Origin of the sequence: Mesorhizobium sp. M0276 (assembly GCF_040321755.1) — a bacterium.
In the GTDB taxonomy this organism is placed as follows: Bacteria; Pseudomonadota; Alphaproteobacteria; order Rhizobiales; family Rhizobiaceae; genus Mesorhizobium.
In genome coordinates, this window is the sequence record NZ_JAMYSC010000020.1 from 46,566 (window position 1) to 67,731 (window position 21,166).

At 62.2% G+C, this 21,166-nt stretch carries 20 protein-coding genes; 8 read left to right on the forward strand and 12 right to left on the reverse strand.

The genetic code is table 11. The features are described from left to right. Positions 1-7: 7 nt before the first annotated feature. From NKJ01_RS17300 to NKJ01_RS17330, 7 genes are all read right to left on the reverse strand, one after another. The gene (locus NKJ01_RS17300) at positions 8-982 is read right to left on the reverse strand and encodes an ABC transporter permease (protein ID WP_031259678.1); all 975 of its coding nucleotides are present in this window, start codon (positions 980-982) and stop codon (positions 8-10) included. Then, entirely contained in the window at positions 982-2,112 is a 1,131-nt protein-coding gene (locus NKJ01_RS17305; RefSeq protein ID WP_031259677.1) for an ABC transporter permease, read from the reverse strand. The genes NKJ01_RS17300 and NKJ01_RS17305 overlap by 1 nt, the downstream gene beginning before the upstream one ends. Then, entirely contained in the window at positions 2,109-3,686 is a 1,578-nt protein-coding gene (locus NKJ01_RS17310) for an ABC transporter ATP-binding protein (protein WP_352729650.1), read from the reverse strand. The genes NKJ01_RS17305 and NKJ01_RS17310 overlap by 4 nt, the downstream gene beginning before the upstream one ends. Positions 3,687-3,864: 178 nt before the next feature. Beyond that, entirely contained in the window at positions 3,865-4,842 is a 978-nt protein-coding gene (locus NKJ01_RS17315; RefSeq protein ID WP_023757806.1) for a quinone oxidoreductase family protein, read from the reverse strand. A gap of 22 nt (positions 4,843-4,864) precedes the next feature. After that, positions 4,865-5,683, reverse strand: coding sequence for a phosphatidylcholine synthase (pcsA, locus tag NKJ01_RS17320; RefSeq protein ID WP_352729653.1), 819 nt, complete (start codon positions 5,681-5,683; stop codon positions 4,865-4,867). Continuing rightward, on the reverse strand, positions 5,680-6,294 hold the full coding sequence (locus tag NKJ01_RS17325; RefSeq protein WP_352729655.1) for a DUF1326 domain-containing protein: 615 nt from the start codon (positions 6,292-6,294) through the stop codon (positions 5,680-5,682). Before NKJ01_RS17325 ends, pcsA begins: the two co-directional genes overlap by 4 nt. Positions 6,295-6,308: 14 nt before the next feature. Then, positions 6,309-7,205 carry a DUF2182 domain-containing protein gene (locus NKJ01_RS17330; protein ID WP_032907045.1) on the reverse strand — a complete coding sequence of 299 codons (897 nt, stop codon included), beginning with the start codon at positions 7,203-7,205 and terminating at the stop codon, positions 6,309-6,311. Between the two features lie 110 nt (positions 7,206-7,315). Here NKJ01_RS17330 and NKJ01_RS17335 point away from each other — a divergent pair, with 110 nt between their 5' ends. Both NKJ01_RS17335 and hspQ read left to right on the forward strand, forming a co-directional pair. Further along, positions 7,316-8,524, forward strand: a complete 1,209-nt coding sequence (locus NKJ01_RS17335; protein WP_352729657.1) for a UbiH/UbiF family hydroxylase — start codon at positions 7,316-7,318, stop codon at positions 8,522-8,524. A gap of 175 nt (positions 8,525-8,699) precedes the next feature. After that, the gene (gene hspQ, locus NKJ01_RS17340) at positions 8,700-9,023 is read left to right on the forward strand and encodes a heat shock protein HspQ (protein ID WP_023757801.1); all 324 of its coding nucleotides are present in this window, start codon (positions 8,700-8,702) and stop codon (positions 9,021-9,023) included. Between the two features lie 66 nt (positions 9,024-9,089). Here the strand turns inward: hspQ and NKJ01_RS17345 are convergent, their stop codons facing one another. Further along, complete coding sequence (locus tag NKJ01_RS17345; protein ID WP_352729659.1) at positions 9,090-9,719, reverse strand: invasion associated locus B family protein; 630 nt, start codon at positions 9,717-9,719, stop codon at positions 9,090-9,092. Between the two features lie 232 nt (positions 9,720-9,951). Between NKJ01_RS17345 and NKJ01_RS17350 the strand changes: the two genes are divergently transcribed. Together NKJ01_RS17350 and NKJ01_RS17355 are read left to right on the forward strand one after the other, a co-directional pair. After that, positions 9,952-11,772, forward strand: a complete 1,821-nt coding sequence (locus NKJ01_RS17350; RefSeq protein ID WP_352729661.1) for an extracellular solute-binding protein — start codon at positions 9,952-9,954, stop codon at positions 11,770-11,772. Between the two features lie 16 nt (positions 11,773-11,788). Next, positions 11,789-12,469 carry a DsbA family oxidoreductase gene (locus NKJ01_RS17355; RefSeq protein WP_352729663.1) on the forward strand — a complete coding sequence of 227 codons (681 nt, stop codon included), beginning with the start codon at positions 11,789-11,791 and terminating at the stop codon, positions 12,467-12,469. A 36-nt stretch (positions 12,470-12,505) separates the two neighbouring features. Here NKJ01_RS17355 and NKJ01_RS17360 read toward each other — a convergent pair whose 3' ends face one another. Further along, positions 12,506-12,952, reverse strand: a complete 447-nt coding sequence (locus tag NKJ01_RS17360) for a hypothetical protein (RefSeq protein WP_352729665.1) — start codon at positions 12,950-12,952, stop codon at positions 12,506-12,508. Between the two features lie 32 nt (positions 12,953-12,984). On the opposite strand from NKJ01_RS17360, the gene NKJ01_RS17365 reads away from it, so the two are divergent. The 3 genes from NKJ01_RS17365 to mgtE all read left to right on the forward strand — a co-directional run bounded on the left by NKJ01_RS17365 (position 12,985) and on the right by mgtE (position 17,081). After that, positions 12,985-13,305 (forward strand): hypothetical protein, encoded by a 321-nt coding sequence (locus NKJ01_RS17365; RefSeq protein WP_352729667.1) that lies wholly within the window; start codon positions 12,985-12,987, stop codon positions 13,303-13,305. Between the two features lie 248 nt (positions 13,306-13,553). Further along, the gene (locus tag NKJ01_RS17370) at positions 13,554-15,446 is read left to right on the forward strand and encodes an ABC transporter ATP-binding protein/permease (RefSeq protein WP_352729669.1); all 1,893 of its coding nucleotides are present in this window, start codon (positions 13,554-13,556) and stop codon (positions 15,444-15,446) included. A 270-nt stretch (positions 15,447-15,716) separates the two neighbouring features. Then, complete coding sequence (gene mgtE / locus NKJ01_RS17375; RefSeq protein WP_352729671.1) at positions 15,717-17,081, forward strand: magnesium transporter; 1,365 nt, start codon at positions 15,717-15,719, stop codon at positions 17,079-17,081. Between the two features lie 63 nt (positions 17,082-17,144). Here mgtE and gor read toward each other — a convergent pair whose 3' ends face one another. From gor to rpiA, 3 genes are all read right to left on the reverse strand, one after another. Further along, positions 17,145-18,536, reverse strand: coding sequence for a glutathione-disulfide reductase (gene gor / locus NKJ01_RS17380; RefSeq protein WP_352729673.1), 1,392 nt, complete (start codon positions 18,534-18,536; stop codon positions 17,145-17,147). Between the two features lie 113 nt (positions 18,537-18,649). Continuing rightward, on the reverse strand, positions 18,650-19,249 hold the full coding sequence (locus NKJ01_RS17385; protein ID WP_023757794.1) for a DUF2059 domain-containing protein: 600 nt from the start codon (positions 19,247-19,249) through the stop codon (positions 18,650-18,652). Continuing rightward, the gene (gene rpiA, locus NKJ01_RS17390) at positions 19,236-19,967 is read right to left on the reverse strand and encodes a ribose-5-phosphate isomerase RpiA (protein ID WP_352729675.1); all 732 of its coding nucleotides are present in this window, start codon (positions 19,965-19,967) and stop codon (positions 19,236-19,238) included. The genes NKJ01_RS17385 and rpiA overlap by 14 nt, the downstream gene beginning before the upstream one ends. A gap of 414 nt (positions 19,968-20,381) precedes the next feature. Between rpiA and NKJ01_RS17395 the strand changes: the two genes are divergently transcribed. Continuing rightward, the gene (locus tag NKJ01_RS17395; protein WP_352487499.1) at positions 20,382-21,065 is read left to right on the forward strand and encodes a phosphoglycolate phosphatase; all 684 of its coding nucleotides are present in this window, start codon (positions 20,382-20,384) and stop codon (positions 21,063-21,065) included. Positions 21,066-21,166 lie beyond the last annotated feature (101 nt).

The following is a 21,166-nucleotide window of genomic DNA, read 5'->3' on the forward strand; positions in this document are numbered from 1 at the left end:
TTTGTTGTCAACGATCCGGAACGAATGGCTGCCCCAAGGAAGCCGGCGTGTTCATCATCGTCAGACGCTTGTTGCGCGAGATTAGAACGAGAACCACGACGGTTGCCAGATAGGGCAGAGAAGAAAGCAGTTGAGACGGAAATGATTTTAGGAAAGCGATGACCTTGTAGATCACCCAGGGAGCATCGACGAAGTCTTGGAGGTTGATTGCCTGCACGTGAAGCTGGCCAACCCAAATGGCGCCGAAGATATAGGCGCCGGCCAGCACCCGCCATGGCCGCCACGAGGCAAACACGACCAGTGCCAGCGCGATCCAGCCGCGGCCGGCAGTCATATTCTCAACCCATTGCGGCGTGTAGACCAACGACAGATGGCCGCCGGCAAGACCGGCGCAGGCGCCACCGAAGATGACGGAGAGATAGCGGTAGCGAATGACCTTGATGCCAAGCGCATGCGCCGACGTATGGCTGTCGCCGATGGAGCGCAGTGTCAGCCCGGTCCGGGTCTTGAACAAGAACCACGTGACGGCAGCTGTGAGCGCAATCGAAATGTAAAAGATCGGGTCCTGGCCGAACAGCAATCGGCCGATCACCGGGATCGAGGTCAGGCCGGGAATGTCGAGGTTGGGCAGCCGTTCGCCGGGCTGACCGACGAAGCTCGTCCCCATCATGCCGGAGAGGCCGAGCCCGAGCAGCGTCAGCGACAGGCCGGTCGCCACCTGGTTGGTGGCCAGGGACAGCGTCATGACGGCAAACAGCAGCGAGAACACGGCGCCCATGGCAATTGCCGCCAGCAGCCCGATCCAGGGTGATCCCGTGAGATAACTGACGCCAAAGCCGCCAACGGCGCCCATGATCATCATGCCTTCGACGCCCAGGTTGAGCACGCCGGAGCGCTCGACCACCAGTTCACCGATCGCTGCGATCAGCAGCGGCGTTGCCGCCGTGGCGATGGTCAGAAGGATGTTTACGGTGATGTCCATCAACGGGCTTCCTTCAGCTTGGGCTCCGGATCGAGTTTCGCGGCACCCTCCGGTTTTGTCAGCGCCAGGCCGACCAGCCGGATGCGGTAGTGGATGAGCGTGTCGCAGCCGAGCACGAAGAACAAAAGCATGCCCTGGAAGACCCGCGCCACCTTGTCTGAGATGCCGAGTGCGCTCTGCACCGCTTCACCGCCGAGATAGGTCAGCGCCAGCACCAGGCCGGCGGCGACGATGCCGAGCGGGTTGAGGCGGCCGAGGAACGCGACGATGATGGCGGTGAAGCCGTAGCCGGGCGAAATGACAGGCTGCAGCTGGCCGATAGCGCCCGAGACTTCCGAGATGCCGGCAAGCCCTGCCAACGCGCCCGACAGCAGGAAGGCGAAGAACACCATGCGTTTGAGGCCGAAGCCGGCGAAACGCCCTGCCCGCGGGCTTGAGCCCAGCACGCGCACCTCGAAGCCCTTCAGCATGCGGCTCATCAGGATCCAGATCAGCACCGCGGCGACCAACGCGAAGACAAATCCCCAATTCGCCCGACCGGCGTCCGGCAGCAGTTCCGGCAATACGGCCGAGTCGCCGAACTGGATCGTCTGCGGGAAACCGTGGCCTTGCGGATCGCGCCAAGGACCGCGCACCAGCCAGTCGAGGAAAAGCTGGGCGACATAGACCAGCATCAGACTGGTCAGGATCTCGTTGGTATTGAACCGGGTCTTCAGGAAGGCGGGGATCGCCGCATAGACCGCACCGCCGACCATGCCGAGCAAAAGCATCAACGGCAGCACCAGCGGCCCTTCGAATTGCGGAAACAGCACCGGAATGATTGAGCCGAAGATGGCGCCGAAGATGAACTGTCCTTCGGCACCAATGTTCCAGACATTGGCCTTGTAGCAGACCGACAGGCCGACAGCGATCAGGATGAGCGGAGCTGCCTTGATCGCCAGCTCGTGCAATTGCCAGACCTGGCTGATCGGCTCGATGAAATAGATATTGAACGCGGTCAGCGGGTTGACGCCGAGCAGTGCGAACATGATGGCGCCGGCGATGATCGTCAGCGCGAAGGCGATGAACGGCGATAGGGCTGAAAACAGCGCCGAGCGCTGCGGGCGTTTGACGAGTTCGAGGCGCATCATGCCGTCTCCATCGTGTGTTCGGCGTGACCGGGTTCGGCGCCGCCCATCAGCAAGCCGACTTTCTCGAAGGTCGCTTCGGCGATCGGCATCGGCTTGGACAGCGCGCCATTGTGCATGACCGCGATCGCATCCGATATCTCGAACAGCTCATCGAGATCCTGGCTGATCACCAGCACCGCCGATCCGCTGCGCGACAACTCGATCAAGGCTTGGCGGATGTGGGCGGCGGCACCTGCGTCGACGCCCCAGGTCGGCTGGTTCACGACCATGACGCTTGGCCGGCGGTCGAGTTCGCGGCCGACGATGAACTTCTGCAGATTGCCGCCCGAAAGCGCCGCCGCCTCCGGATCCGGCGCGCTCTTGCGCACGTCCATCGCCTCGATGATGCGTTGAGCGGCGGCGTAGATGGCCGCGCTGTTGACCATTCCGCCGCTGCTGACGAAGGCCTTGCCGTCGGTGGCATGGCGCGACAGCAGCAGGTTTTCCGAAAGCTTCATGCGCGGCGCGGCGCCGTGGCCGAGTCGTTCTTCCGGGACGAAAGCGGCGCCGAGCAGGCGCCGTCCGGTGATGGAGAGATTGCCTGCATTCTTGCCGCGGATCCGCACCGAGGCGGCATCCTGCTGCAACACCTCGCCTGAGACGGATTCAAAGAACTCGCCCTGGCCGTTGCCGGCGACGCCCGCGATGCCGATCACCTCGCCGGCCCGGACATTCAGGTCGATGCTCTTGAGGGGGATCGAGAACGGCGTCGCCGGCTTGCGGCTGAGGTTGCGGATTTCGAGAAGTGGCTGTGCCGTGGCGATGCCCTCGACGGGTGCTCGCACCACCGCCTGCACCTCGTTGCCGACCATCATGCGCGCCAGAGATGAGGCGGTTTCCGCACGTGGGTTGCAGTGGCCGACGACCTTGCCATGCCGCAGCACGGTGGCCCGGTCACAGATACGTTTGACCTCTTCGAGCCGGTGCGAAATGTAGAGGATGGATTTGCCTTCCGAACGCAGACGATCCAGCGTCTCGAACAGTTTGTCGGCTTCCTGCGGCGTCAGCACCGAAGTCGGCTCATCAAGGATGATGAGCTGCGGCGTTTGCAGCAGGCAGCGGATGATCTCGATACGCTGGCGCTCGCCCACCGACAGGTCGCCGACCAGCGATTCAGGATCGAGCGGCAGGCCATAGCTGAAAGAAAGCGCCCTCGCCTTCGCCGCAATGCTGCTGATCGGCGAACCGTCGTCCAGCGATAGCGCAATGTTCTCGGCCGCAGTCAGCGCCTCGAACAGCGAAAAATGCTGGAACACCATGCCGATGCCGAGTTTTTTGGCCACGCCGGGGCTGGAAATCCTGACCGCCTGGCCGTTCCAGAAGATCTCGCCGGAATTGGGCTCCAGCGAACCGAACAGCATCTTGACCAGCGTCGATTTGCCGGCGCCGTTTTCGCCGAGCAAAGCGTGGATTTCACCCCTGGCGATGTCGAGATCGATATGATCGCACGCCGTCAGCGTGCCGAATATCTTGGTGAGGCCACGGACCTCGAGCAGGTTTGTGCCGTCCTGATTTGCACTCACAGTGCCTCCCATCTGGTTAGCCAGACATGTTCTGTGTTCCCGAAAGCATGGTAGGCGCGGCCGGCTCCCATCGGAAAGCGGCACGCGTCTTGAAAGAGCTTCAAGAATTTCAGCGGAAATTCAAGCAATAGCAAGGAAGAACGGACTAAGGGACTGTTTTGGCCGACAGAGTAGAGTTTGTAATCGGTCTCTAGGGAATGAGAATGGTCGTTCCCGTTGTCCTGCGTCCCTCGAGGTCGGAATGCGCCCTGCCCACGTCTTTCAGCGCGTAGCGCTGATTGATCTTGATCTTGACGGCGCCACTGAGCACGACCTCGAACAAGGCTGCGGCGGAGGCTTCGAGGTCCTCGCGCTTTGCATTGTAGACGAACAGCGTCGGCCGGGTTGCGAACAACGAGCCCTTCTGCGCCAGCAACGACATGCTGAATGGCGGGATCGGCCCCGAGGACTGGCCGAAGCTGACGAACATGCCAAGTGGCCTCAAACAGTCGAGCGAAGCCGGAAACGTGTCGTTGCCGACCGAATCGTAGACGACGTCGCACTTCCTGCCGTCGGTGATGGCGGCGACCCCGGCGACGAAATCCTGCTCCTTGTAGTTGATGACATGGTCGAAGCCGTGTTCCTTGGCGAGCTCGATCTTATCGGACGAACTGGCGGTGCCGATGACCGTCGCGCCGAGATATCTTGCCCATTGGCCGAGGATCAGCCCGACGCCGCCTGCAGCGGCATGGAATAGGATCGTGTCGCCCGCCTTCACCTTGAACGTCCGGCGCAGCAGATACTCAGCGGTCATGCCTTTCAGCATCATCGCGGCGGCCTGTTCGTCGCTGATGCCATCCGGCACCTTGACGACGCGGCTGGCGTCGATGACGCGCTCTTGCGCGTAGGCTCCAGTCGTCACGGCGTAGGCGATCCGGTCGCCGGGCTTCAGCCACTCGACGCCTTTGCCGACCCCCAGCACGACGCCGGCGGCTTCGCCGCCAGGAACAAGCGGGAACCCGCCGGGCGGCGGGTAAAGGCCCGAGCGATGATAGACATCGATGAAATTGAGGCCGATCGCCGTGTGCCGGATCAGGATCTGCCCTGCTCCGGGCTGGCCTGGATCGGCGTCCTCATAGGTCAGGACCTCCGGGCCACCATGGGCGTGGATGCGGATCGCTTTGGACATGGGCTGGGCTTCCTCTGGCTGATCAGGCCTTCTTGGCACCGAGATTGGGAAAGAACTGCATGATGCCACCAATGCTAGCGAGGTAAAGCCCCGTTATGGTGATGCCGATCTTGGTGAAGGTGCCGACTTGTTCTCCCAGCACACCGATCTGATCGTAGAAGGCGGCGAGTGCCGCCTGTGCAAGGGCAAGCGCGCCGAAAGCACACCACAAGAGGGTCATCGCAAGATTAATACGGCGCAGCCGCACCACCCGCACCGGATGGATGAAGTTGATCGGAACGAAAGTCAGAATGCCGGCCACAACCACCACGGCGAACGAAACCCATTGTCCGGGCTCGATGACGAACAGAGTGAACACAACCATGTTCCAGACCACGGGGAATCCCTTGAAGAAATTCTCCTTCGTCTTCATGCCGGTGTCGGCATAATAGATGGCGCTGGAGACGACGATGATCGCCGCCGACAGGAACGACAGGCCCTCGCCCATGAAGCCGCGCTGATATAGCGCGAAGGCCGGGATCAGGACGTAGGTCACGTAGTCGATGATGTTGTCGAGCAGTTCGCCCGACCATGTCGGCAGGATTTCCTTGACCTCGAGCTTGCGCGCGATCGGCCCATCGATGCCGTCGACGAACAGCGCCAGCCCGAGCCACCAGAACATCGCGGTCCAGCGCTCTTCGCTTGCCGCCACCAGCGATAGGAAAGCCAGGAACGAGCCCGACGCGGTCAGCAGATGGACGGAGAACGCCCTCGCCTGCGGCCAGGTGACCTTCTTCTTCGGCCGCGGAATCCGGTCCGCGATCTTTTTGGCGGCTTTCCGGGCCGTTGTGTTCTTGCTCACGGGCCCCGCCAATCCAGCTTGCAGATTTCGGCCGAACGGCCGGCAAAATTCCAGTTGCGCCCGAAGGCCCGCATCTTGCTCTTGTCGGACCTGGCCACGATGATCTCGGGCGCGATCCAGTATTCCGAATTGCTGATCACCGTATCCTTGTCGCGGTCCTTGCCGGGGATGGGTGTCACCGAACCGTCGATGATCTTCGGTATCTGGAAGATACGCGTCTTGTCACGCGTCTCATAGGTGATAGGCACTTGCTCGACGCCGAGGAATTTGCCGACGAGGATGGAGAGCAGCGATGTGGTTCCGCCTGCCTTGCCGGTGAAGATCTTCGTCAGCGCCTTGACCGCATAGACTGAGGCACGCTTGTCGATGAACAGGCCGGCGGTCCAGTTGCCGCGGCTCATGTAACCTGGGATTTCCATGACCAGCCCAAGATTGAGGCCGGATAGGTCGACGTCCCCGAAATGGCCGGCATCGATGCGAAACCCCGCCCAGGTCTGACAATAGCCTTCGGTCGGCGGATGATTGCCGAGCGACAACACGCAAGGGCAAAAAACCGTGCAATTACAGGAGAGTACTAGCTCTCCTTTCATCGCCCAGTCCTGATCTGCCATTGATTTTCCCCCACTCAGAGTGAGACTACTAGCAGCGCGGCTGCCCAGACAAGCAGTATCGCACCGGCCAGCCGGGTTGGAACCCTGCTCGCTGTTTGTTTTTCGATCAGGGTGAACAGCCCGATCAACGCCATCCAGAAGACGTTCATGACGCCGACAGCGAACATCACCATCATCAGCGCCCAGCAGCAGCCGAGGCACCAGAGGCCTTGCTTGACCCCAAGCCGGAAGATGCCGACCGGCCTTGCGCTCCAGTTCGCGAAAAGGATCGAGAACGGGTTCTTGCACTTTGTCAGGCAGGCTTCTTTCAAGCCGCTGAACTGGTAGAGGCCGGCAGTCAGAAGCGCCAGCGCACCGGCAATGCCGACGACCGGGTCCAGCATCCCGTCTGGCGAGCCGAATGCGTGGGCGGCCAAGGTCGGTGCGGCAAACGTCACAGAGGCGCCGAGCCAGACACTGAGGTAGCCGGCGACCAGCACCAGCGGATGGACGGCCGGCTCGCCCTTGATGCGTGCCGTATCGGCGATTTCGCAGTAAGTCCGGATCATCGGCGCGGCTGAAGGCAGCATCGTCGCGATCGCCATCAGGAACCACATCGAAACGAGCCCACCGGCCTGCAGGGCGAGGCTTGCATCCAGCGGCGCCGGCGACAGGCAAAGCGCAAAGAACCGTTCCAGGAAATCGGGCAGCGGCGGTTGCGGCAGCTTGCGCAGGATCGTGTCGCCGGGGGCGCTGACGCTTGCAATCCCGGCTTCGGCGCCGCGGATTGCCATCGCGGCAAGCAATAGCCAGGCGAGCAGGATACAAGCGCCGACAGCGACGTTTACCGTGACGCGAGGATTGCGCGCGATGGTGGCCGTTGCGCGGCCGGCGCGATCGAGGTGGCTGAAGTCGTCCTGCTGGCCGGTCATGTCATCCGAATGGCCGAATCGCCGCGTTGATCAAGCGGCATGATCTGCCCTATATGCTCATCGACAGGCAGGCCGGGTGGCCGCCTCGCATTGCAAGCCGGAAGCCGATCTTGGAGCATGAGCGAACTGCGCGGATACTGGTTGCTGGCACGGGGCCGGCGGGACTGATCGCGGCGCTCGGTTTTGCCGCTGCCGGTTTCCCGGTGACGCTGGTCGGCCCCGAGGCCTCTGCCCCCGATGGTCGCACGACGGCGCTGATGAACCCTGCCGTGAAAATGCTTGAGCGGCTGGGCGTGCTCGAAGGGATCAAGCCCAAGGCGGCGCCCTTGAAGGTGATGCGCATCGTCGACGCGACCAGTCGGTTGATCCGCAGTCCGGTCGTCACCTTCCGCGCCAGCGAGATAGACGAGGACCAGTTCGGGCTAAACCTGCCCAACAGCGTCCTCAATCCGGCACTCGCCAGTGCCGTCGCCACGCATGCCGGCATCGAATGGCACAGGGTTATGGTGGCGAACTGGCATCTCGATGCCCAACACGTCCGTGCCGTCCTGGCCGATGGCAGCACGGTGGACGCATCACTGGCGGTCGCGGCCGACGGACGCTTGTCGCCGGCGCGCCAGGCCGCCGGCATCTCGACCTCGGCTCGCTCCTATCCGCAGGCAGCCCTTGTCCTCAATTTCCGCCACAGCGGCGACCATGCCTTCACTTCGACGGAATTCCATACCGAAACCGGTCCGTTCACGCAGGTTCCCCTGCCCGGCAATCGCTCAAGTCTGGTCTGGGTGGTGAAACCCGAGACCGCGGCCGAACTCGCGGCGTTGGACGATGCAACGCTTTCGATGCGGATCGAACAGCAGATGCAGTCGATGCTGGGTCGGGTGACGGTCGAGCCGGGCCGGCAGATCTACCCGCTTTCGGCTGTGACGCCGCTGCGTTTTGCGCGAAACCGGATAGCGTTGATCGGCGAAGCCGCCCACGTGTTTCCCCCGATCGGCGCGCAGGGCCTCAATCTCGGTATCAGGGATGTCGAAGATCTAATTGGAATCGCGTGTGAAAATCGTAGTGACCCGGGAGCTGCCAAGGCCCTGGCGGCATATGATTTCAAGCGTCGGCCCGATATTCTGGCGCGCAGCAGCGCGGTCAATCTGCTCAACATGTCGCTGCTTTCCGGCATGCTGCCGGCACAGATGGCCCGCGTTGCCGGGCTCGGCGCGCTTGGCGGCTTCGCGCCGCTCCGCGCTTTTTTCATGCGCGAGGGCCTTCGTCCCGGCAGCGGCTTCGCGGCGCTGGCCGGCGGTCGGCGAAGGCCGACACGCTGACAGCGATCTTCCCGTTTCCGACAAGCTGCGTCATCGACGATCATCGACATCGGCCGCATGCGGTAAAACCTTTGCGCCTCGTCTTGCGTAGCTTCGGAGCGCGCTGAAGCGCTTCGGGATTGAATTGAGGCCCAGTCTGCGCCAAATAAAGCCAAGGAATTCAGTGGTGAGTACGATGAAAACAGCCAAATTCGCAATCGGACAGGTGGTTCGCCACCGGCTGTTTCCATTCAGGGGCATCATTTTCGACGTCGATCCGCAATTCGCCAACACCGACGAATGGTACGAAGCCATTCCTGCCGACGTGCGGCCGCGCAAGGATCAGCCTTTCTACCATTTGCTCGCCGAGAATTCGGAGACTGAGTACGTCGCCTATGTCTCCGAGCAGAATCTGCTCGAGGATCAGTCGGGCGAACCCGTCCGGCATCCACAGATCAAGGAGATGTTCGACAAGAAGCCGGATGGGGGCTACCAGCCGAAACGGCAGTCCAGGCATTAACCGACGGTCACAAAAAAAAGCGGGGCATGACCCCGCTTCTTTGTTTGGTCCGACGATATCGGCCGGTCAGTTGGCGGTCTTCGCCTTGTCCTGCTCTTCCTTGAGCTTCTTGGCGAAATCCTGGTTGTTCTTGGCGACAAAATCCTGAAGCTTCTTCTGCCGGTCCTCGATATCCGACTGCTGCAGCGCCGGGCCGTCATAGGCGCCGCTGAAGCCCTGCAGGGCGACCTTGATCGGGTTGGGCTGGTTCTGGAAATTGACGGAGGTCAGCGTAATCGCCTGGCCTTTCTTGAACGCGGCGACGAGCTGATCGGTCAGCGGCACTTCCGCCACGCAACGATCCGGAAAGCAGATTACATAGTCGAGCTTCTGCGCCTTGCCGGTGTCGATCTGCAGGCCGATGCCGGGAGGCACCAGACGACCGGTCGGGACCGTGACCTGGAACACCTTGCGGTTCACCTTGCCCTTCAGTTCGATCAGGCTGACGCCGGTGACCAACTGGCCGTTGCCGGCGGTGGTGATGTTCTGGACATTGCAGATGTCGACGTCTTCCTGCTTGGTACAGGCCTTGAACCAGCCTTGCGGAATCTGCTGTTGCTGCTGTGCGGAAGCAGCGGGAAGTCCTGCGCAGAGAAAGCCGACCACGCCAGCGGCCATGACCGACAGGCGGTACGCGTTGCTGTTCAGGCTCGTCATGTCGTGCACTTCCTCTCAAATGATCCCGGAACCGGCTTCTTCGTGCCGTGTGGTCCAGCTACCTGTTGCCGAAATGAGGCAACAGAATGACTTCGGAGGGCGTGTTACACTGCAAGCGGTGTCGAATCCAGCCCGATGTCAGCAATTGTTGAAAGCACGATTGGCCGGTGCGCGGCTGCGTCATGCTAGGGTGCGCACCGAATCATCAAGCCGACCCATTAAGGAGACGGTCATGGGCCGCGTTCTTGTTTGGCTGATCACCGCGATATCGTTTCTCGCACTTTCGCATCAGCCGGCCGCATCCGAGCCGAAGCACGCCATCGCCATGCAGGGCGAGCCGGCGCTGCCGCCCGACTACACGCATTTCAACTATGTCAATCCTGATGCGCCCAAAGGTGGCAACATCACCTACTGCGTCGTCGGCAGCTTCGACAATCTCAACCCTTTCATCCTCAAGAGCCTGCGCACGACGGCGCGCGGCATGATGGATACGATCTACGGCAATCTCGTCTTCGAGCCGCTGATGCAGCGCAATGCCGACGAGGCTTTCACGCTTTACGGGCTGCTCGCCGACACGGCCGACATGGACCCGGAGCGCCGGAGCATCGAATTCCATCTGAACCCGAAGGCCAAGTGGTCGGACGGTCAGGCGGTAACGCCGGAGGACGTGCTCTTCAGCTATGAAGTCTATACCGAGAAAGGGCGACCCCCTTACAGCGACCGCATGGCCAGGGTCGCCAAGCTCGAAAAGACCGGCGACCATAGCGTGCGTTTCACCTTCAACGACAAGGCCGATCGCGAATTCCCGCTGATCATCGCGCTGACGCCGATCATCCCGAAGCACGCCTTCGACAAGGAAACCTTCGACAAGACGACGCTGAAGCCGGTGATCGGCAGTGGTCCCTATACGATCGCGCAGGTACAGCCCGGCCAGCGCATCGTCTTCAAGCGCAATCCGGACTACTGGGGCAAGGATATCCCGGCCAAGCGCGGTTTCGACAATTACGACCAGATCACCATCGAGTATTTCCTCAACGCCAACGCCAAGCTCGAAGCATTCAAGAAGGGCCTTTGCGCCATCGACGACGACGGCGATCCGGTGAAACGCGAGCGCGATCTCGATTTTCCCGCCTTCCACAAAGGAGACGTGGTGGCGGAAACCTTCGACACCGGGATTCCGCCCGTGGTGACCGGTTTCCTGTTCAACACGAGGCTGCAGAAGTTTTCCAACCCGGTCGTGCGGCGTGCGCTCGGCATGCTCTATGACTTCGAATGGGCCAACAAGAACCTGTTCGGCGGCAAATACACACGCACGATGAGTTACTGGCAGAATTCCGAGCTTTCTGCGCTCGGTCATCCGGCCGACGACAGGGAGAAGGCGCTTCTGGCGCCCTACCCCGGCCGCGTGCCGGCCGATGTCATGGACGGCACTTACCGGCCACCGGTGACCGACGGATCCGGCCAGGACCGCCGCGTGTTGAAGGCAGCTTTCGACCTGCTGAAAAGTGCCGGCTACCACGTGCAGAATGGAACAATGCTCGATGCCGAGGGCAAACCTTTCGGCTTCGAGATCCTGACCGCCTCGCAGGACGAGGAGCGCCTTGCCGGCATCTACCAGCGCACGCTGGAGAAGATCGGCATCGACCTCACCATTCGCAGCCTCGATGGCGATCAGATCCAGTCGCGTAAGCAGCGCTTCGATTTCGAGGTCCTGGTCGGATCGAGCGGCTTCAACAATTCGCTGTCGCCCGGCATCGAACAGACCGGGCGTTGGAGTTCGGCCGCAGCCAGGACGGAAGGCTCGTTCAATCTTGCCGGCGTGGCCGATCCGGCGGTGGACGCGGCAATCGAAGCGATGCTGCGCGCCCGCTCGAAGGAGGATTATGTCGCTGCCGTTCGTGTTCTCGACCGGCTGCTGATCTCCGGCAACTACATGGTGCCGATGCAGCACAACACGCAGCAATGGATTGCCTACTGGAACTACCTGGAACATCCGCAAAAGACGCCCATATTTGGGTATCAACTGCCGACCTGGTGGCGCAAGCCGAACTGAAATTCAGGAGAACGAGATGAGCGAACCGAACGCCATCACCGTCGATGTGGTGTCCGACGTCGTCTGCCCATGGTGCTTCATCGGTCAGAAGCGGCTCGACAAGGCGATTGCCGCTGTCGGCGATGTCGACGTGCATGTCCGCTGGCGGCCGTTCCAGCTCGATCCGACCATTCCGGCGCAGGGCAAGGATCGCCACGACTACATGCTGGCCAAGTTCGGCAGCGACGAACGCATCCGCGAGATTCATGCCCGCATTGAGCCGTTGGGCGAAGCCGAAGGCATTTCCTTCGCCTTCGACGCCATCAAGGTGGCGCCGAATACGCTCGATGCGCACCGCCTGATCCGCTGGGCCGGTGCTGCCGGCGAAGCCGTGCAGAACAGGCTTGTGCTCCGGCTGTTCCAGCTGAATTTCGAGGAAGGCGCCAATATCGGCGACCATGCCGTGTTGACCGAAGCCGCAGGCGAAGCCGGCATCGACGCATCGGTGGTTGCCACGCTTTTGCCGACCGACGCCGATGTAGAGGCGGTTCGAACAGAGATCGCCACGGCATCGCGCATGGGCATAACTGGCGTGCCGTGTTTTCTGCTCGAAGACAGATACGCGGTCATGGGCGCGCAGGATGCCGATACCCTGGCTGATGCCATTCGTCAGGTGGCGGCTGCCAAGGCGCGTGGCGAATTGGAGAAGGTCGGCTGAGGCCGGCCACCCCTCGCCTTCCCGAAAAAGCCAGCGTTACTTCACCGTCGCCTTGGCCTTGCTGATAAAAAATCCATGTCCGTTCGTGGCCGTGCAGGTCAGTCCCTTAGTTGACGACTGGCACGAGAACGGCCCCGCACTCCAGCTGTTGCCGTAGCCAAGCTTGTCGACGTCGCTGCAGCAACCCTGCTCGCCCGGGTTCTTGATCAGCGTGGCCGGCCCCTTCGGTCCGAGGATGATGGTGATATAGCTCGGTTCGATGCGCGAGCAGCTTAGCTCCGGGCCGCCGTCCCGCGGCTCATAGGTGCCGGTGCCGCCCTTCGGTGTGTAGATGCAGCCGATGTTGCCGGACGGCGTGTTGAACTCGATCTGGCCTTCGGCGCTTGACGGGATGCCCTGCGAGGCGGCGTGCGCCGGAGGTACCCAGGCAAACAGAGGCAGCCCGGCGAAGAGGGACAGGATTACGGCTGCGCGTGCAAGCATTGCGAACTTCCTTGTTGGAGAACCGGACATGCATGGGTGTCGACAATGCCAGGCAAGGTTCAATTCTGAACGATGAATTGTCAAACGCAGTTCCCCCTGCCTCCTCGACAGCAGGGACGCGTGCTCTGAAATGGTTCCGGTCACTTCCTGCCTCAGGAAAGGATGGGGACGGCGTGCCCGGCGAGATCACGAACGGCAAGTTTTCGGGTGCTGAGGTCAACCCGCAGGGAGAAAATCGGTCGGTTGCCATGATTTCAAGTTCACAAAACCGTGTGATTGCCTTCCCTTGGGGAAGCTGCCGTGACAGCTGGTCGCTGCAGGTCAATTCCTTGAAATCAATCACTATCTCCTGATTTCTGCCGACCGTTGCCGTCGTATTTCAGCGTGCACTCTGTTGCCTCACGGCAACGGCTGCCGGGGTAATCCAGTCGGCCGGGTTTTAAATTAATGGAAAATGATCAATTGGTGTTACCATCCGTAACAAAAGAAAAAAGGTTTGGGCGGGATCGTGATTCGGGTCGGTAGACCATCGCAAGAGTCAGTACCGGAAAAAACACCTCGCGATGCCTCAGGGCGATCGCTTCTGACGCCGGTATCGTCGATGCGCAGCTTCTGGGGCCTGATGCGGGCCTACTGGGTCTCGGACCGCTGGAAGGAAGCCTGGACACTGACGCTGGTGATCGCGCTGCTCACGGCGCTGTCCAGCAAGGCCGGTGTCTGGTTCGCCGAAGCGTCCGGCGAACTGGTCAACTCGATCGCATTCTTCCATGACGCCGCCAACACTACGCCGCTTCGCTCGCTGCTGGTCAATGCCGGCATCCTCGTGCTGCTGGTCTTGCTCAAGGACGCCGGCTTTACCGGCATCCGCAATCTTGTCTCGGCGACATTGCACCGCAAATGGCGCGGCTGGCTGGACAGTCGCTTCAATGAAGCGTTGCTGGATGGCAATCATACCCATTTCCATGCCCAGCATGCGGCAACCGGCAGCGGCGCACCGGCCCCCGACAACATCGACCAACGCATCCAGGAATCCATCAAGGACATGACCGGCGGCGCCATCGGCCTCGCCATGGGGGTGCTTGGCGTCGCCACTTCGCTCTATTTCGTCGGCCAGAAGCTGCTCGAAAACTCCGTCGAGGTGAAAGGCCTGGAGTTCCTCGGCAACTATGGCAGCGCCGTCCTCGCCTTCCTGGGCGTCGCTACCTACGTGCCGCTGAACACATGGATCGCGGTCAAGCTCGGCAGCCTGCTCGAGCGCCTCAACGTCAGGATGCAGCAGGCGGAAGGCAGCTATCGCGGCGAGCTGACGACGTTCCTGCGCCGCAGCTTCCATGTCGCGGCGTCCCAGGGCGAAGGCGTACAGAGGACCATGCATGGCCGGCTCTATGTCGATATCGACGGCACCTGGACGCGGCTGAACATCGTCAACACGGTCTACATGTCGTTCGAACTGATCTACAATTTCATCGGCGCCCGCATTGTCGCCTACGGACCTGGCCTGGTGCCGTTCATCCACAACGGCCTCGACCTCAAGGGCTACATAACCGGTTCCGAACTGGTCAATTCGCTGATCGGCCAGTGTTCTTGGTTCATCCATGTCATGCCCGCCATCGCCACATTGCGCGCCAACAGCCAGCGTGTCACCGAATTGGCCAACGCGATCGAGAATGTCCAGCATCCGCAGGAATTCTACAGCCAGACCGGCCGCTCCGACTTCCAGTATGCCAGCCAGAACGCGGTTTTCGGCCTGACCATCCAGAAATTGGAGCTGGCGCATCAGGGCGAGGATGCCACGCCGTTCCTCAGCGCCGCCAATCTGCGCTTCCGGCGCGGCGAATGGACCTTCCTGAAAGGCGAATCCGGTTGCGGCAAGACCTCGCTGATCAAGGCGATCAACGGCCTGTGGCCCTATGGCCGCGGCACCATCGTCTTCCCGGAAGGCGTCAAGAGTTTCTTTGCCGCCCAGGAGGTCAAGCTGCAGCCGGTGTCGCTGAAACAGCTGGCCTGCCTGCCCGGCTCCGAGCGCGACCATGGCGACGCGCAGGTCGCGTCGGCGCTGCACAAGGCCGGGCTTGGCGATTTCATCGAGCACATGGCCGACGAAAACCGCGAAGGCAAAAGCTGGGATCAGGTCCTGTCGGGCGGCCAGAAACAGAAGCTGGTGGTGGCCCGCATCGTGCTGCAGCAGCCGGGGTTGCTGTTCCTCGACGAGGCGACCGGAGCGCTCGACCCCGATGGCAAGGTTGCCTTCCACCAGGCCATTAAGGACAACTGCCCCGATGTCACGGTGATCAGCGTCATGCACGAGGCGGTGGCGCCGCGATCGATCACCGGCAGCGAATTCTATCACAGCATCGTCGCCATCGCCGACGGTGTCGCCACCAAGAAGCCGCTGGTTCCGACCTTGCCCGTCGAGCTCACAACCATTCTCGCACAGCCAAGGCCGGTCGAGGACAAATGGCTACGCTTCTCGCGCCGGCTGAAGCAGAAATAGCGCCCCAGCGGCTTGAGTTGGCCGCAATGCGGCTGCCGACGATCACAGTCGCGCGATCTCGGCCGCTCGCCGGCATTATCCTTCCTCACCGCGATTGACACGGCAAGGCGCGCTTCTATGTTGCGCCCGCTTGCAGACAGTCAAACGCGAACCCGCAAGCAGAAAGGTCACCGCGCCATGCCTGGCGACAGTCACAGTCGAACGCAACCGCCGTCCGCCTAGACGTGACCTCCAATGGTTCATGTCCTGCCGGACGGCAAGGAGTGAGCCATGAACGAATTTGCCACGGTGGCGAGCGACGAGGCCGTCGCGATCGCCCGTATCCTAGCCAATGATCACGTCGCCGACATCGTCGAGGCCCTGAACAGGGAGCCGCGGGAAACCGCGACGGAACTGCTTTGTGAAGTTACGTTCGAGCGGCTTGTCGAGATCTTCGATCAGCCCGAACTCGACGGCGCCTCCGAACTCATGGAGGCGCTGCCGCGCGCCAAGGCGGGCAGGCTGCTTACCGCCATGTCGGTTGACCGCGCCGCCGATATCCTGCGCGAGCTCGACGAGCCGGCCCGTTCCGAACTGCTCGGCGGGCTTGCGCCGCCCCTGCGCGCCACGCTGCTGGCCATTCTCGGCTATCCTGAAGGCAGCGCCGCATCGATCATGACGACGGAGTTCGTCAGCGTGCCCTCGGACTGGACCGTCGGGCGCACGCTAGACTACATCCGCAAGGTCGAGCGGACGCGCGAGACCGTCTACGCGATCTATATCGTCGATCCGCAAACGCACCTGCTCGTGCGGTCGACCGGCCTGCGCCGGCTGATTACCGGCGAGCCGGACGATTCGATCATGACGGTGGCGCCGGATCGTGCGCCGGTGACGGTCACCCCGCTTACCGATCGCGAAACCCTGGCGCAGACGATCTCCAAATACGATTTGCTGGCCGTCCCGGTCGTCGACCACGGCAAGATCCTCGGCATCGTCACCATCGACGACATCATCGATACGATGATCGAGGAGACGACCGAAGACGCGCACCGTTTCGGCGGCATGGAAGCGCTGGACGAGCCGTACATGAAGATGAGCTTCCTCGCCATGATCAGGAAGCGCGGCGGCTGGCTGTGCGCGCTGTTCATCAGCGAGATGCTGACCGCCAACGCCATGCAGAGCTATGAGGGCGAGTTGGAGAAGGCGATCGTGCTGACGCTGTTCATCCCGCTGATCATGAGCTCGGGCGGCAATTCCGGCTCGCAGGCGACATCGCTCGTCATCCGGGCGCTGGCATTGCGCGAGATCGGTCTTGGCGACTGGTGGCGGGTGGCCCTGCGCGAACTGCCCACCGGTCTCGTGCTCGGCGCCGTGCTCGGCGTGGTTGGCATCTGCCGCATCGCGCTCTGGCAATACATGGGCTTCTACGATTACGGCCCGCATTGGCCGCTGATCGCGACCACGGTCGGCGCGGCCCTGGTCGGCATCGTCACCTTCGGCTCATTGTCGGGGTCGATGCTGCCGTTCGCCTTGAAACGCATCGGCTTCGATCCGGCCAGCGCATCGGCCCCGTTCGTCGCCACGTTGGTCGATGTCACCGGGCTGGTGATTTATTTCTCGGTGGCGCTGGTGATCCTGCGCGGCACGCTGCTGTAGCGGCTTCCTGAACTCCGCCGTGACCGTGCCGCGGCGGAGTTCCTCAAGCCCGGGGTTTGCCCGTCAATCCACCCGCTCGCCGCCCTTCACGCGATAGATCGGCTTGTACATGGTGACCAGCTCTTCCGCCGCGGTCGGATGCACCGCCATCGTGCGGTCGAAATCGTCCTTGGTCAGGCCGGCCTTCAGCGGAATGGCGAGAAGCTGCGCCATCTCGCCGGCGTCCGGCCCTAATATGTGGGCGCCGAGCACTTTCTTCGACGCGCCATCGACCACCAGCTTCATCAGCATCTTCTCGTCACGACCGGACAGCGTGTGCCGCATCGGCCGGAATGTCGCGCGGTAGATTTCGATGTCGGGGAACCGCTTGACCGCATCGTCCTCCGACAGGCCGACGGTGCCGATCTCGGGCTGCGAAAACACGGCCGTGGCGATCGCGTCGTGGTCGGGCGCGGTCGGATTTCCCTTGAAGGCGGATTCGATGAAGCACATCGCCTCATGGATCGCAACCGGCGTCAGCTGCACGCGGTTGGTGACGTCGCCGATCGCCCAGATGTTGTCGAAATTGGTGCGCGAGTATCGGTCGACGGCGATCGCACCGGTCTTGGTCATCTCCAGGCCGATGCCTTCCAGCCCCATATTCTCGGTGTTGGGAATGCGGCCGATGGCCAGCATCACCTGGTCGACCGTCAGCACCTCGCCGCTGCTGAGAAGTGCATCGAGCCGGCCGTCCGGCCGCTTGCGCACCCATTCGGACACGGAATGGCAGAGGATCCTTATTCCCTTCTTTTCCATCGTCTCGTGCAGCATGCGCCGCAGGTCCATGTCGAATCGGCTGAGGATCTCCTTGCCGCGATAGACCAGCGTGGTGTCGACGCCGAGACCGTGGAAGATGTTGGCGAACTCGACTGCGATGTAGCCGCCGCCTTCAATCATGATCGCCTTCGGCAACTCCTTGAGCTCGAAGGCCTCATTGGAAAAGATGCAATGTTCGTGGCCAGGCAACGCCGGATGCGCAGCCGGGCGGCCACCAGTTGCGATCAGGATCTGGTCTGATGTGACGGTACGGTCTTCGCCGAGAAGATGCACGACATGCGGGTCGACGATCGTGGCGCGCGAATGGAAGGTCTCGCCGCCGGGGCCTTCGACATTCCGCTTGTAGATCGCCTCCAGCCGGCTGATCTCGCGATCCTTGTTGGCGACCAGCGTCTGCCAGTCGAAACTGGCTTGCGGCACCGTCCAGCCATAGCCGGCGGCGTCAGCAAAATGCTCGGGGAATTGCGAGGCATAGACATAGAGTTTTTTCGGCACGCAGCCCCTGATGACGCAGGTGCCGCCGAAACGGTATTCCTCGGCAATACCGACCCGCTTGCCGAGTGCCGCCGCCACGCGAGCCGCGCGCACTCCGCCGGAGCCGCCGCCGATGACGAAAAGATCGTAGTCGTAACCGGCCATGACGGCTCCTCGAGCTTCGGAAATTTGAGAGACAGGTAGGCCGCAAAACGCCAAAAGAAAAGCCCGGACAAGCCGGGCTTTGCTGATGGCCGAAAGGCCGTTTGAAGGTGGGGTCAGTTGTTGTCCGCGGGCGCCGCACCATCGGCGGGTGCGGCATCATCCGCCGGCGCGGCTCCGTCCGCGGGCGCGGCAGGCGCTGCAGGCGCCTTTGCCTTGGCGGCCGCAGCCAATGTCTCGCCGACCTGCTGGGCGAGGTCGCGGCCGACACCGTTCTGCCAGATGTCGGCTGCCTTGACCAGGTCGCGTGTCACCGTCGGGCCGCTATCGAGCAGCTTCTTGCCCGAATCGGAATTGTAGAAGTTGGCGATGTCGGTCAGTTCCTTTTCGGAGAACACTTTTGCGTAGGCGAGTGCTGCTTCCTTCTCGAGGTCGGCGCGGCGCGAAGCAAGCGCCAGAGCCTTCTCGCTGATCGTCTTGCCGATCAGTTCCTGCATGTCCGGATTCTTCTGGATGAGCTGCGATTCAAGCGCGGCGGCTGCTTGCGGCAAGATGTTGTCGAACGGGTCGGTCGCGTGGATCGCGGCTACCGCGGCACGGGCGGCCTTCAGGTGCGATTCCGTCACATCCTGCGAAAACGCTGGCGACGAGAAGGCGAAAACGGCTGAGGCCGCCAGAAGGATGGAAAGGCTGCGAACCCGGTTATGCAACATCATGATCGGTAGAACTCCCTGGTTTTCGGGCGGCATGGACAGTTTCGATACCGTCGCCGCCGGCGATGATGGCCGCTGACGCCAGCCCGATGAAAAGACCGTGCTCGACCACGCCCGGAATGGCGTGGAGAGCATTCGAAAGCGCTCTTGTATCCGGAATGCGGCCAAAAGATGCATCGAGGATAAAATGGCCGCCGTCTGTAACAAAAGCCTGCTCCCCCGTCATCCTCAATGTGACCGGACCGGAAAGACCGAGCTTCTCAGCCGCGGCGCCGATCGCGATTTCGGTTGCGCGAAGGCCGAACGGATTGACTTCGATCGGCAGGGGAAAACGGCCGAGGGTGGCGACCATCTTCGAGCGGTCGGCAATGACGATCATGCGCTGCGACGCCGCGGCGACGATCTTCTCGCGCAGCAGCGCCCCGCCGCCGCCCTTGATCAAGGTCAGTTCCGGGTCGACCTCGTCGGCGCCGTCGACGGTGAGATCGAGTTCGGGCGTTTCCTCCAGTGTCGACAGCGGCACGCCAAGCTCGCGGCAAAGCACGGCGGTGCGCTCCGAAGTCGGCACGCCGATGACGGTCATGCCGCCGGCGACCTTGTCGGCAAGCAGCCGCACGAACTCTTCGGCCGTGGTGCCGGTGCCGATGCCGAGCCGCATGCCGTCGCTCACATGGGCGAGTGCCGCCCGTGCGGCTTCGACCTTCAATTGCCTTGCATCCATGTCGCTTGCTGCCCCGGAACCCTGACGTTTGGGGGCTCGTAGCATCTTTGCCGGTCCGGTCAAAGCCCTGGCCGCTGCGTGCCCCGATGATGTGCAGCATCGCATTCGATGTTGTGCATGCGCGGTCAGCGGGCGACGCACGGGCGATGGATATTAGGAATTATTTCCTGCAACTCTTGACCCGGTGACGGCAGCTGTGCTACATATTTGCCTATGGTGCTGATTTGCGCCAAAAACCCGCCGCCGTGGCGGGTTTTCCGTTTCTGGCGGCTCGCCGCGAAATGCTCCGCCCGATATCTCCCTGACCAAGCTGGCCCCGTGCGCTGGCCCGGTGAGCTTTGCCCAGTGAGCTTGCCTTGACGCGCCGCAGCCGCTATCGCCTGCCCATTGCATGAACTTGGCCCAGGACAGACCATGACTCGCCCGATCATCGTGTTCGACCTTGACGGTACGCTGATCGATACGGCGCCGGACCTGCTCGACAGCCTGAACCACAGCCTTGCCGCCAGCCAGATCTCGGCGGTCGACGAGGCCGGCTTCAGACGCTTTGTCGGCCACGGCGGCCGCGTGATGATCGAACGGGCGCACGCCGCCCAGCGGCGATCGCTTGATGTCGAGGAGCACGACCGGCTGCTCAAGCTTTTCCTCGATCACTACACCCTCAACATCCCCGGCAAATCACGCCCCTACCCCGGCGTCGTCGAAGCCATCGCGCGCTTCGAGGAAGCCGGCTATATCCTGGCCATCTGCACCAACAAATACGAAGCCAACTCGCTGGCACTGATCGAGGCGCTCGGCATGACCAGGCATTTCGCGGCCATCGCCGGACAGGACACATTCGCCTTCCGCAAACCCGACCCGCGCCACCTCACCGAGACCATCAAGCTGGCCGGGGGCGATCCCCACCGCGCGCTGATGGTTGGCGATTCGCAGACCGACATCGACACCGCAAAAGCGGCCGGCATTCCGGTGGTTGCGGTCGATTTCGGCTACACCGACCGCCACGTGCGCGAATTCGAACCGTCGGCTGTGATCTCGCATTTCGACGCCCTGACACTCGATCTGGCGCAAAAGCTGATCGCCGCTGCCGGACAGTGAGGGGGAAGCCGCCAAGGCAATCGCAAAGGGGCGAAGGCGTGCGCCCTAGGAATACCCCACCCCTCCCCACCAAGGTCCACAAAGGTGGAGGGAGATTCCGT